10 protein-coding genes and 1 tRNA gene are annotated in these 11,623 nt (G+C 72.0%); 6 read left to right on the top strand and 5 right to left on the bottom strand.

All coding sequences use genetic code 11. The features are described 5' to 3' along the window. The first annotated feature begins 491 nt into the window (after positions 1 to 491). Positions 492 to 890 (top strand): hypothetical protein, encoded by a 399-nt coding sequence (locus ACFWVV_RS16710; protein WP_384350326.1) that lies wholly within the window; start codon positions 492 to 494, stop codon positions 888 to 890. A gap of 170 nt (positions 891 to 1,060) precedes the next feature. Here ACFWVV_RS16710 and ACFWVV_RS16705 read toward each other — a convergent pair whose 3' ends face one another. Both ACFWVV_RS16705 and ACFWVV_RS16700 read right to left on the bottom strand, forming a co-directional pair. Then, complete coding sequence (locus ACFWVV_RS16705; protein ID WP_384350323.1) at positions 1,061 to 1,531, bottom strand: ricin-type beta-trefoil lectin domain protein; 471 nt, start codon at positions 1,529 to 1,531, stop codon at positions 1,061 to 1,063. Between the two features lie 107 nt (positions 1,532 to 1,638). Continuing rightward, on the bottom strand, positions 1,639 to 5,760 hold the full coding sequence (locus tag ACFWVV_RS16700; protein ID WP_384350320.1) for a hypothetical protein: 4,122 nt from the start codon (positions 5,758 to 5,760) through the stop codon (positions 1,639 to 1,641). Between the two features lie 208 nt (positions 5,761 to 5,968). Between ACFWVV_RS16700 and ACFWVV_RS16695 the strand changes: the two genes are divergently transcribed. Next, a complete protein-coding gene (locus tag ACFWVV_RS16695) occupies positions 5,969 to 6,247 on the top strand; it encodes a hypothetical protein (protein ID WP_384350317.1) in 279 nt (92 codons plus the stop codon). A 208-nt stretch (positions 6,248 to 6,455) separates the two neighbouring features. Here the strand turns inward: ACFWVV_RS16695 and ACFWVV_RS16690 are convergent. Beyond that, positions 6,456 to 6,529 (bottom strand) — tRNA-Ala (locus tag ACFWVV_RS16690). Between the two features lie 299 nt (positions 6,530 to 6,828). Here ACFWVV_RS16690 and ACFWVV_RS16685 point away from each other — a divergent pair. Together ACFWVV_RS16685 and ACFWVV_RS16680 are read left to right on the top strand one after the other, a co-directional pair. Next, complete coding sequence (locus ACFWVV_RS16685) at positions 6,829 to 7,446, top strand: DoxX family protein (RefSeq protein WP_384350315.1); 618 nt, start codon at positions 6,829 to 6,831, stop codon at positions 7,444 to 7,446. Positions 7,447 to 7,612: 166 nt separating this feature from the next. Next, the gene (locus ACFWVV_RS16680) at positions 7,613 to 8,296 is read left to right on the top strand and encodes a PepSY domain-containing protein (RefSeq protein WP_384350312.1); all 684 of its coding nucleotides are present in this window, start codon (positions 7,613 to 7,615) and stop codon (positions 8,294 to 8,296) included. 149 nt (positions 8,297 to 8,445) lie between these two features. Here the strand turns inward: ACFWVV_RS16680 and ACFWVV_RS16675 are convergent, their stop codons facing one another. Together ACFWVV_RS16675 and ACFWVV_RS16670 are read right to left on the bottom strand one after the other, a co-directional pair. Further along, a complete protein-coding gene (locus ACFWVV_RS16675; RefSeq protein ID WP_384350309.1) occupies positions 8,446 to 9,300 on the bottom strand; it encodes an alpha/beta hydrolase in 855 nt (284 codons plus the stop codon). Continuing rightward, positions 9,297 to 9,521 (bottom strand): hypothetical protein, encoded by a 225-nt coding sequence (locus ACFWVV_RS16670; RefSeq protein ID WP_384350306.1) that lies wholly within the window; start codon positions 9,519 to 9,521, stop codon positions 9,297 to 9,299. The genes ACFWVV_RS16675 and ACFWVV_RS16670 overlap by 4 nt, the downstream gene beginning before the upstream one ends. Before the next feature lie 86 nt (positions 9,522 to 9,607). On the opposite strand from ACFWVV_RS16670, the gene ACFWVV_RS16665 reads away from it, so the two are divergent. Both ACFWVV_RS16665 and ACFWVV_RS16660 read left to right on the top strand, forming a co-directional pair. Beyond that, a complete protein-coding gene (locus ACFWVV_RS16665) occupies positions 9,608 to 10,210 on the top strand; it encodes a TetR/AcrR family transcriptional regulator (protein WP_384350303.1) in 603 nt (200 codons plus the stop codon). Between the two features lie 155 nt (positions 10,211 to 10,365). Continuing rightward, positions 10,366 to 11,592, top strand: coding sequence for a glycosyltransferase (locus tag ACFWVV_RS16660; protein WP_384350300.1), 1,227 nt, complete (start codon positions 10,366 to 10,368; stop codon positions 11,590 to 11,592). The last annotated feature ends 31 nt before the right edge of the window (positions 11,593 to 11,623 follow it).

The raw sequence follows: 11,623 nt of genomic DNA, 5'->3' as shown, positions 1-11,623 counted from the left end.
GAGGAGCCGGAGGCACGTGAAGCTGACACATCGTCCCCAGAGTTGAGAGAAGTGTGGCCCTTGTGGTCACAGACGCCCCTCAAAGTGCCACCCGCCCCGAGGGCAACTTGGCGCTGTTCCCCCGGAATCGGATCCCATGTGGTCAGGAACACGCCAAATTCGAACAGGCCGTGAAGGTGTTCCCTGCCGCGCGGGCCGGTTCTGAACTGCGGGTCCGGTGCTGCGCACGCGTGGACCAGATCGGCCAATTCCGGACCCTCGCACGACGTGATCCGCAGGGCATCGTAGGAGTGGCCGCGGCACCGCTGCACGGAGCATCACGGTCACAATCGGAAGGCGTAATTCCTCAAGTCGCGCTCCACCGGCGGCTTTTCATACGCCTCTCCCGGACCACACCCCACCACCCACCTGGGCCGCGCGCGCCCCTGTCCACGCACCCCTCCACCCACCCCGCGGGGCCCACGTGCCCCCTGCGCACCTGGAGTAGCTGAATGTTCCTGCGTCACCTCGCCGGCGTCCGTACCCCGGTCACCCTGACCGCCTGCGTCACGGCAGTCTTCGCGACCTCCCTGGTCCTGGCCCCGGCCGCCTCCGCCGAGCCGAACCCGTCCGGCTGCGAGAAGGAGAACTTCTGCATCTACACGGGCGAGGGACAGAGCGGCCAGCTCGCGCTCAAGGTGACCGACAACTGGACCGGCAGCGTCACCGGCCGTTCCGCCTTCAACAACGGCATCCCCTACCCCGGGGCGGATCACATCCAGCTGACCTGGACGTACAACGGAGGCACGTATGAGGAGTGCCTCCACTACAATCCGGGCCCCGGCACGTACAAGCTGAACTTCGCCGAAGGCGTCACGTTCACCAAGGTGGTCTGGCGCGGCGAGTGCTGACGACGCCGTCCCACCACCGGGGTGCGGCCTGACCCCGCCGCACCCCGGCAGTGGCGGCGCGGCCTGTGCGGCCGGGGCTGGCCCGTGCCACCATGCCCGGCCGCTCTGCCCGTCTGACGGACGCTCACCTCAGGGGGGGCGTCCCGGAACGCCCACCGCGTCGTATCCCCTCAGCCTTCCCACCAGTGCCAGCGCTGTGAAGGGCCCCCGGTGCATGCCGAAGTGGAAACAGGGTGTTTCTCCCCGTCCCACGGCAGTCGCGCGAGACACTTGCGGCTCACGGCGTTCATGAACTTCGTACCGGCGGTCGAGTCGGAGGTGGCGAACCACATGGCGGCCTCATCGGCCGCGGAGCAGGGTTTCATCGTCAGTACACCGTTGCGCAGCGTGAGGCACAGACCGGTTGCCTTCTGCCGTAGTGCGGTGACTTCGTAGTCGTCGTCCCAGTACCACCACTGGTAGGCAGTCTTGTTGCACCCGAAGGCGTACGGACCGTAGTCGGCCCTGAAGTCCAGGCACCGTTTGTCCGTCATCGCGCTTTCGAAATAGGTTCTTCTCGGTATGGCGCTCGCCGGGGCGGTGTTCAGGCTTACCGCGAGTCCGACGGCTACGCCCACGACGGCCAACCTCTTCAGAAGCATGAAGCCCCCCTGCACTTGACCTGGTGCCCCCGTCGGTTATTTGGAACTAGACCCTGGAGAGCGGGGATTGTCCATACCTGGGGTACGGGCAGGCGCCCACACCAGCGTCATGCCTTCCTCCTGGGCCGTGCCGCACCCTCCACCCAGGCGAGGGCGAACCGCTCGTGCGCGGGCGCCGGAAGCGCGGCGGGGGCTTTTGCCGCGGTGGCGGGTGCGGGGCGCGGAGCCTTCGCGGCGGTCAACTCCTTGCGAACGGCGCGGTGATGATCGATGGTCCAGGAGTTCCAGCGGCGGACGGTGCGGTCGGCCGGACGGTCGAAAGCGTGCAGCTGGAGATGGAGTGCGGCCGCGTCACGGCTGACGCCGAGGGCCGCCGCCGCCTCGTCCACCAGATCCGGGACGGCGAACAGCGGGTTGGCCTCGTACTGACCCGGCGGTACGGGGGTCGCGGCGGACCGCTCCGCCACCCTGTGCAGGGCCGCGCGCAGCTCGGCGGGCAGGTCCGTGAGCCGGCCGAGCAGGTCGCGGGCACCCTGCACCACCGGGTCCGCGACCGGGCGCTCGGCGAGAGCCCAGGCGACGGAGGTGGCGGCGGCCCGCATGCCGTCGGCCTCCAGAGGCTCGTGAAGGCGGCCGGTGAGCAGGGCCGTGGCCCAGCTCACCGGGAGTCCGTGGTCCGCGGCGAGGGCAGCGGCATGGCTGCCGTCATCGGCGTACGGGCTGCTGCCGAGCAACTGGTTCCAGGCCGCGGCCATGCGGTCGGCGGCCGCGGTCACCCCGCCGGGAGCCCAGAGTTCCGCCGGGTCGCCGGGCAGAGCGGCGGCGAGCACGGTGCGCCGGCCGGCCGGACCGAGCCGCCGCCGGAACTCGTCGTACGCGAAGAGGGTGCTCTGGTCCGCCTTGTACGGCTTGGCACGGACCAGCTTGCGGTGCGCACCGTAGTCGTCACTGCCCGCGAAGCCGTCGAGGACCAGAGCGGCGACCGGGCGGGGCACCCCGGTGCGCCAGCGGAACAGGTCCACGGCCTCCTCGGGCACCGGCAGCGGGCCGTGTCCGGCGAGCAGGGCCAGCAGGCGGGGGAGCCGGGCGGTGTCGTCGGCGGCGACGGTGTGCGTGGCGCACTCCTCGGCGTCGGCAGGCACCGGATCGGCCGCTCGCTGGAGGAAAGGCGCGAGGCCACCGCGGTCCGGCCCGGAGGCCACGGCGAAACCGTCCGCGCGCAGTGCGGCGATCCGCTGCGCCGGGGCCCGGCCGGTCCGCCATGAGCTGCCTGCCTCCGCGAACGGCTGCCCGCTCCACACGCCGAGCAGGGCCGCGAGCGCCTGCCGCTGCTCGTCGGGGGTGGCCGCGACGACGGCCCGCCAGGCCACTGCGTCGATCCGGCCGGTCAGTACCGCCCACTCGGCGGGCGGCGCGGGCAGCGCGAGCACCCGCACCTCGTCGTCGATCTCGCCGCGCAGGTACCGGCCGTCGGCGGCGACCGAGGTGAGGAGGGCGGGCTGGGGCTGCGGCTGCCGTTCCTGGTGTCCGAGCAGCTGCGGCAGCAGGCTGTGGAGGGCCGGGAGGAGCCGGTTGTCCGGCACCGGGTCGGGCAGGTAGACGACCGGCCCGGAGCGCATGACGGCGACCCGGTGGGACAGCTCCCTGCGCCGTCGCAGTACGTCGGCGGCGAGCCGCACGGCGCGGTCGACGCCCTCCTGGACCCGCGGGTCGCTCACTCCGGGCAGGGCGCTCCCCCGGCCCTGGTGCAGCAGTTCGCGCACCGCGGTGTCCGTGACGGTCCGCAGGGCACGGGACGAGGGCTCGTCGCGCGGGGTGAGGAAGTGCCAGAAGGCGGGGGGCGGCACCGGCCCGGCCAGTTCGCCCAGAGTGGCGCGGCTGCGGGTCCTCTGGCGGCTGCCGGGGAAGCCCTGGACCTGCCAGAGCAGTGAGTTGTCGGCGGCGGCGTGGCAGCGGACGGTGGTCCCGCCGGCCAGGACGCCGTCCTCACCGCCGAACGGCAGAGCAAGGATTCCCCATGGGCGCCGGCCCCAGGTGTTGCTGCGGTAGGAGGCGGTACGGCCGTCGACGGACTCCAGCACGAACTCGCGGGGCGAGGGGCCCGCGTACGGCGTGCGGTAGTCGACCCGGCAGCCGGTGAGGGTGCCGTCCTGGCCGAGCGGGGAGGGCGGGGCGCCGGGCGGCATCACGGCGAGGATCCGGTGGTCGGCGAAGGGCTTCGTGCCCGGCGGCGACCGGTCGGGGTCGTGGAAGGCGGGCAGGGCACGGTCGGCGGTGGGAACACCGGTGGCCGGATCGACGCGGGTCCAGCCGTCGCGGCGCTCGCTGAACACCGTGGTGCTCCAGAAGGCGTGGCCGTCGCTCATCTGGTAGTCGCGCGCACCGATGCCCTCACGGCCACCGGCCCGCAGGATGCGCTCGCCGTCGAACCGGCCGCCACCGTCCGGGGTTTCGAACTGGTAGCCGAGGCCGCCCTGGATGCTGCCGCCGTAGGGGCGCAGCCCGTACGTCTCCTCCGGTGCGAACTTCTCGGCGGGGCGGTCGGACCAGTAGGCGGTGGTGGCGGGGTTTTCGTCGTGCTTCTCGTTCCAGGCGACGAGGAACTGACCGCCGACCCAGTGCACGGTGTGGCCGAGCGAGCTCTCGGGCAGCTCCAGGGTGTGCTCCGCGCGCAGCCCGGCATGGTCGACGGCACAGGCCCGGGTCTCCCCGTACACGGTGAGCACCGGCCAGGTGCAGGTGACGTGCACCGTTTCGTCGGGCCGGAACGTGGCGAGGGCCTGGTCCAGGGCGGGCCAGCCCAGCTCCTCGGGGAGCCCGGACCGCAGGGCGCGGGCCAGTGGGCCGGTGAGGTCGAGTGCGTCGAGGGCCTCCTCGATGCCGTCCAGGGCGATGGCGGTGGGCCGGTCGAGGAGACCGTGCAGGGCGTCGAGGGCCTCGTCGGCGGCGGCGAGGCCGCCGCCGCGCAGGGCGTCGAGCAGCTTCTCGACGCGGGAGTGCACCTCAGCGGTGATGCCCGGATTGTGCGGCAGCCGGCTGATGGCAGTGCCGCTTGTCGCACCGCCCCCATGGGTGCGGAGCCCGGCGTGCACGGTGCCTTCCAGCCGGGGGCCGAACACCGGGTCGGCGGCGAGCGCCTTCAGGTCGCGCTGGGAGCGCTCACCCCAGAACTCCAGGCTGACCGCGGCACCGGGGTCGTGGACGGGTATGCCCTCGGCGAGGCAGAGATCGAGGAGGTCGGCGTCCAGATGCGGCCACTGGTAGCGGTCCTCGTGCAGCCGGACCGGGGTGCCGCCCGCGCGCAGCCGCGGGGCGAACCGGCTCACCAGCTCGAAGAGTTCCGCGGGCATGGGCTGGCCGGTCACCCCTCCGCCGCCGGCCGGGCGGTGGGAGTATCCGGCGGCGTACCGGCGCAGCCAGTCGCCGAGGCCGCCCTCGGGGGAGATCCGCCCGGCCGCGGCGGCTTCGGCGGCACCGCACGCGATGAGCAGTCGCAGCCAGGCCGCCGCGTCGTTCTTCGACTCGGGAAACAGGTCGAGCAGCGCGGCGGCCTGCTCGTCGGCGGGCGGGTGAGCGGAGAGCGGGCCGACGGCCGCGTCGAGCAGCCGGTCGGGCACGGCCTTGCCGCGGGCCGCGGCCAGTACCCCTCCCAGCACCCTGGCCTCCTCCTCACTGCCGAGACCGGCCGCACGGGCCGAGTCCCGTACCCGGCGGGCCAGATCGGCGGGAAGCTCGCCGGGCGACGCCGCCCAGACGCTCAGCAGGCGGACGAACTCGTGGTGCGCGTCGACCGGTTCGAGGACACCGGCCAACCAGGCCGCCGTATTGCTGAGTTCACTGGCGGGCAGGGCGCCGAACCGGGCGAACAGCAGCTGGTTCGCCCGCCGCCAGCCGGGATCGACCGGCAGTGCGTGGGTGCGTTCGGCGGCGCGCGCCTGCCCGTAGGCGCGGGCGGCGGAGCGCCGGTGCGTCTCCAGCATCCAATGACCGATGGTGTCCCAGAACCAGGGCAGGTGGGCAGCCGGCAGGCCCCGGGCCAGACGCTCCGCGTCGTCCACGAACCGGCCGGGCTTCTCCCGGGCCCGGTGCCGCCCGCTGTCTGCCCGCTCCAGCGTGTCGCGGGCATCGCTCTCGACACCGGGCCCCTGAGCCCGCGCCCAGTCGGCGTACGTCTCGGAGATCCGGTGATTGGCCGGGAGGGGCAGGGGAGTTCCGGTGTTGCTGGTCATACGGAAGATCCTGCCAGGCGGCACTGACAACGGACCCGGGGGACCTTGGGCGGGCAGCCTTCGGTGCCAAGGGTCGTACGCCTCCCCATGTTTGAGCCCAACGGGCACCGGGAACCCGGCCGCAGCTTCCGTTCAACCCCGGTGGTACGGGGCACCAGGATGGGTGCCCGGCCCGGGTGGGGCCCGTAGGTGCGGGACACTTTCCCGTGTGACTGCACCTTCTCGCGAGCGGCCCGCTCTTGGCCGTGGCGTCCACTCCCTCATCCCGGGCGGGCCGGCCGCCGCCCCGCCCGTCGACGCACAGGTGTCCGCCGTCCTCGCCGGGATCCGCACGGTGCCGGTACAGGCCGCAGTCCTCCAGGCTGCCGCCGTGCTGCTGTCCCACCTCGCCGATACCACCCCCGACGACGGTGTACGCGACGCGGCCACCGCGACCCTCGCGCACCTCACACGCACCCTCGACGAGGACACCCCGGCCACCGGCTGAAACTGACCGTCACGACCATCGTGCAAGACCGTGGCGGTGTGTCCAGTGGCATCGATCCTGGATCGTTCTGCCGGCGAAGTCGGCCCGTCACGGTCCGACACGGCGGAGGACGGCCCGTACGACCCGGCCCGGCGCCGTGCGGGCCGTGCATGCTCGCTCGCTCGCCCCTGGTGCCGCGGTCCCGCCCAGGTCCGCAGCCAGGGCGGGATGGGGCCGGCCGGATTCGAACCGGCGTCCTCCCACATGCGGTGTTGGCGCGACAGCCACTGCGCTACGAGCCCCATCCCGCCCACGATCATACGAGCCGCCCCCGCCCAGCGCTCGGGAATTTGCCCAGGTGTACGAGGCGCCGGGCCAGCGAAAGCGGAAGCTGCCTTTCGATATCAGTCGGCTCATCATCGGGGGCTGAAACCTGGCAGAAGGCGGACATGTGTCCGTGGGCCGACCACCCGGGGCTACCGCCCGGCCGGCGGGCACGACTGGTACGGGCACGACCAGCGAATGCGCTCTGCGCGGACCGGGTGACGAGGTCCCGCACACCCGCCCCGCATATCGGCTCCCGGGGTGGGCACCCGTGCCGCATGGCACTCATCAGGAGGATCGCAAGGCCCTTGCTGGCCTCGACGTTCATCAGTGGCGGCATCGGCACCCTCCGGCACCCGGAAAAGGTGTCGTCGGACGCCGAGCCTGTGGCGACGTCCCTTGCCCGCCGCATTCCGAAGCTGCCCACGGATCCGGAGCAGCTCGTACGCATCAACGGCGCGGTGCAGGTGGGCGCGGGCGCGCTGCTCGCCCTGGGCCGCTTCCCGCGGCTCGCCGCGCTCGCGCTGGCCGGATCGCTGGTGCCGACCACATGGGCCGGTCACCGGTTCTGGGAGGAGAAGGACCCGGAGGCGAAGGCCCAGCAACGGGCCGACTTCCTCAAGAACGTCTCGTTGGTGGGCGCACTGCTGATCACGGCGACCGACACGCACGGCAAGCCTTCTGTGGCTTGGCGGGCCCGCAGGTCCGCGGCATCGGGCCGCCGCGCCGCCCAGCGGGCCGGGACGTCCGGCCGTCGCGCCGCGCAACGGGCGGGGCAGCGCGCCGAGTTGACTGCGCGTCGCGCGGAGGCGGCCCGCCTGCGCACCACGCGGGCGGCGCAGCGGCGGGCGCACGCGACGGCGGGTTCGGTCCGGCGGCGGGTTCCGTCCAGCTGAGGTGCGGGCCGGGCATGGGACGCAGACGGGAACGGGAGGACGAGGGCGCCCCTCGGTGCGGATCTTCCGCCCCGCGAGCGCCGGATCGCCCGCCTGCGCGACTGTTCGCGCCGGAGCTGACGGATTGACGGCACGAGCCGGTGGTGGCGGTATAGCCTCATTCGCCATGAAGAGCAAGCAAAACGCGACAAATGGTCAGATTCTGCCCAGGGCGCGCACCGGCCTCGCGCTGTGCGGTCTCGGCGCCGCCGCTGCGCTCCTGCTGACCGGTTGCGGGGACGACGAGCCGAAGGCGCAGCCGGCCCCCGTGACGAGCGACGCTCAGGCTTCCGCTTCGCCATCGGCGGCCGGTCTCACCGAGGACCAGGCGGAACGCCAGCGGCTGGTGCCCGCGGCGAAGGTGGACCATCGGAAGGCCGGCACCGCCGCCGAGGCCCAGGTCTCCGGCAGCACCCTGGTCTCGGCCGAACTGAAGCGCACCCGCGACGGCGGGCCCGAGTGGGAGACCGAGGTCGCAGCGGCCGACGGCGCGGTCAAGAAGGTGACGGTCAACGCCGTCGGCGGCGCGGCGGCACAGCCCCGGGCCGATTCCGACCAGGACGCCGAGGACCGGCGGAAGCTCGCCTCCCGACTGGCCGGGGCCAAGGTGACCTGGGAGAAGGCCGCCACCACCGCGAACGGCCGCAAGCAGGGGACGGTGACCGCGGTCGAACTCGACGACGACGACAAGGCCGGCGGCAAGCCGGTCTGGAAGGTCGACGTCGTGACGCCGGGCAACTGGGACAAGACGACGTACGAGATCGACGCGGCCGACGGGACGGTCGTACGGGAACACGTCGACCGGGACTGATCACCCGGGTTGGGCCCCTCTGCGGGACATACCCGTCCCTCGCAGATGGGGCCACCCCGACCCCCCGGTGCCCTGCCCGCCGCGGCTTCAGGGCCCCGGTCGCAGGCCCCGCCGGGCACTGACGCCCGTGGCAGAGCACTCCCCGACTCCTACTGGGCTCGGCATGTCCTGAGGTAGCTGAGGAAGGACGCCTGCAGCCCCGTCACGTGCGTATCGTGCATGAGTGCGCTGGTGACGGAGGCGCTGCGTGAGGTGAGGCGGTGAAGGAACGTGGCCGCGTTCTTCGCGAGATTCTGGTAGACCGCGATCTCTCCGAGGATCTCCCGGTCATTGAACGTCACGTGCAGCCTGGTGGCAGGCAGGGCGTCACCCAGTGCTTCAAGACGGGCGAAGACCTGACTGTCCGCATTGACGATGCCGGGGCTGCCCGCGCCGATGCTCTCGAAGAAGGTGCTCCTGGTGAGCCAGGCGTAGAGGCTGAAGAGGCCGCCGTAGGAATAGCCGAAGAGGCCGTGGCCGCTCGGGGCCGTGCCGTAGTCGCGTTCGATCCGCGGGTGGAGGTCGTCGGTCAGGAAGTCCAGGAACATGTCCCCGCGGCTGTCGCTCAACTCGGCGAGGTAGGCATCGGCCTGCTCGCGAGTCATCGTGCCCGCTTCGACCCCCATCTCCACCGCATCGACGTACTCCTTCGCGATGGGTTCGCCGGGGGGCACGAGGTCGCGGTTGCGCAACCGCTCCCAGTACTCTGCTTCCTCGCCCGCGTAACCCACGCTGACTTGGATGTAGGGCTGAATCGACTGCATGGGATCCAGTTGCGTGACGATGAGGGGGGCGGTCATGCCCACGGCCCAGTTGCCGTCGAGCACGTACACGACGGGTGCCGGCGCTGTGGCGGGGTCGTAGCGCGGTGGTGTGGTGACCCATACGCCGTAGTCGTGCCCACCGGTGGAGCGCATCTCGAAGTAATCGGTGTGGGCGAGGCAGCCCTGCCACATGGTGCTCATCTGAGGTCCTTTACGGTGTGGCCGGCCCGGATGGCGAGGACGGCGCGGTTGGGGGCGGAGAACAGTTCTGGGTCTTCGACCGGGCTGCCGTTCCCCCGCACGAGATCTGCCTGCGTGCCGGGAGCGATGACACCCACGTGGCGGGACGGGCCCAGAGTCTCGGCGCAGATCCGGATCGCCGCCACGAGCGCTTGCGCGCCGATTGCCTGACCAGGTCCCATGGCCGATCCTCCGCCGTTGTGAGCTGACTGCGACCATGTGCGAAGCAACACGGAACCGCCCATCCTTCTTTTCCAATGGATAAACTGTGGGAGTGATCCTGTCAACCTCGGAACGCAAGGGCAGCGCGCGCGAGCGGCTCCTGGCACGGCTTCTCGATGCCTTCGGCGAGGCCCTCCCCCCGCCGGAGATGTCGCTCCGTGAGGTCGCCGCCCGGATCGAGACCAGCCATGCCCTGTTGCGCTACCACTTCGGGTCGCTCTCGGGCGTCCTGGCCGCCATGCTCAAGGCGCAGCGCTCCCGTGACAACAAGGCACTCCTGGAGGCCGCCCGGCAGAGCACCTTCGACGATTTCGTCGTGGCGATCTGGCGTACCTACACCCGGCCGGAACAGCTGTCGCGTGCCCGCGGCTTCTTCTATGTCGTCGGCCTGGCGGCGTACGGCCCCGAGGGCTTCCGCGAGTTCGTGGAGTCGCTCGACGACCTGACCGTGATGCTGTCCTCACTCGCGGAACGCGAAGGGCTCGACACGAAGGAAGCGAGGGAGGTGGCCACCGTCACCATTGCCGCGATTCGCGGCCTCCTCCTGCAGGAAGTCCTGACTCCCGGCACCTGCTCACAGGACGCGGTCACCCTGATCCTGCGCATGAGAGAGGGCCGATCCGCTCCAGGAGCACGTCCGGACCGTTGAACAGGCCCTCGGACCCAACGGTGGTGCCACCGGCGACGAGTCAGCCGACGACCCGATGCCGCCGGGGGGGTGCAGGACATACCTCCGACTGTCGTGCTGCGGGCCATTGAACCGGGATGTTCCGGGGCATGCTGGCGGGTGTGAGAGTGGTGATCATGACGGCTGGTTCGCGGGGGGATGTCGCACCGTTCACCGGGCTGGGGGCCGGGCTGGTCCGTGCCGGGTACCAGGTGACGCTGGCGACCCACGGTCCGTTCGCGCCGCTCGTGGCGGGATCCGGGGTGCGCTTCGCCGCACTGCCCGGAGATCCCCGGGCGGTGTTGCAGTCGTGGGAGGGGCAAGGGCTGCACGAGAGCCGGACCGGGGCCGGGAAACTGCTGAAGGCGGCGGCGCCGGCCAGGGACGTGGCCAGGGAGATGACGCCGCTGCTGGTGGACGCGGCACGCGACGCGGACGTCGTCCTGGCAGGTGGGGCGGTGGCGCCGCTGGGATACGTCATCGCGGAAGGGCTCTCCCGCCCCAGCATGGGGCTGTTCCTGCAACCCCTGCACGGGACACGGGAGTTCCCGCCGCCCATGTTGGCCGGCCGCTCTCTGGGGCCGGTGGGCAACCGGTGGGGCGGCAACGCCGTCACCGCGGCCATCGACACGGTCTTCGCCCGGGCCGCGCACACTCTCGCCCCCGACTTCGGCCTGCCGGCCACCCGCCTGGCAGCCGCCCGCAGGGCCCGTGAGCGGCAGCGGTGGCCGGTGTGGCACGGCTTCAGCGAACGGGTGGTGCCCCGCCCCCGCGACTGGCGCCCCGGCCTGAACGTCTGCGGCTACTGGTGGACCCACGACACCACCCGCCAACTGCCCCCGGAACTGGAGGACTTCCTCCAGGAAGGCTCGCCACCCGTCTACGTAGGTCTGGGAAGCGCCACCACGCCCGACCCGCGCAGGACCAGCGCGCACATCGTCGCCGCCCTCCGTGCCGCCGGCCTGCGGGGAGTCATCCAGCGCGGCTGGGCAGGGCTCGGCGCCACCGGAGAGGACATGATCACGGTGGGGGACGTCCCGCACTCCGTCCTGTTCCCCCGCACCGCCGCGGTCGTCCACCACGCCGGTGCCGGCACCACCGGCTCCGCCCTGCGCGCGGGAGTGCCCTGCGTGCCTGTGCCCGTCCAGTTCGACGCCTTCTTCTGGGCCTCCCGTCTGGTCGCACTCGGCACCGCCCCCGCCACGGTCCCGCTGCGCCGTCTGACCGCCGCAACTCTGGGCGCCGCACTGCACCGGGCCACCACCGATCCCGCTTACCGCACCCGCGCCCGGCATATCGCCGACCAGCTGGCACACGAGGACGGCGTTACCCCCGTGGCCTGCGCACTGCAACAGCTGGGGTGACCTCCACGACCCGTCCCGGACATACACAGAC

Source organism: Streptomyces sp. NPDC058663, assembly GCF_042716745.1.
Taxonomy (GTDB): Bacteria; Actinomycetota; Actinomycetes; order Streptomycetales; family Streptomycetaceae; genus Streptomyces.
This window is presented reverse-complemented; position numbering and strand designations above follow the sequence as displayed.

Bases quoted from the DNA above. Each gene is read 5' to 3' on its own strand.
- ACFWVV_RS16710 (WP_384350326.1), top strand. From the start codon at position 492: ATGTTCCTGCGTCACCTCGCCGGCGTCCGTACCCCGGTCACCCTGACC.
- ACFWVV_RS16705 (WP_384350323.1), bottom strand. From the start codon at position 1,531: ATGCTTCTGAAGAGGTTGGCCGTCGTGGGCGTAGCCGTCGGACTCGCG.
- ACFWVV_RS16700 (WP_384350320.1), bottom strand. From the start codon at position 5,760: ATGACCAGCAACACCGGAACTCCCCTGCCCCTCCCGGCCAATCACCGG.
- ACFWVV_RS16685 (WP_384350315.1), top strand. From the start codon at position 6,829: ATGGCACTCATCAGGAGGATCGCAAGGCCCTTGCTGGCCTCGACGTTC.
- ACFWVV_RS16680 (WP_384350312.1), top strand. From the start codon at position 7,613: ATGAAGAGCAAGCAAAACGCGACAAATGGTCAGATTCTGCCCAGGGCG.
- ACFWVV_RS16675 (WP_384350309.1), bottom strand. From the start codon at position 9,300: ATGAGCACCATGTGGCAGGGCTGCCTCGCCCACACCGATTACTTCGAG.
- ACFWVV_RS16670 (WP_384350306.1), bottom strand. From the start codon at position 9,521: ATGGGACCTGGTCAGGCAATCGGCGCGCAAGCGCTCGTGGCGGCGATC.
- ACFWVV_RS16660 (WP_384350300.1), top strand. From the start codon at position 10,366: ATGACGGCTGGTTCGCGGGGGGATGTCGCACCGTTCACCGGGCTGGGG.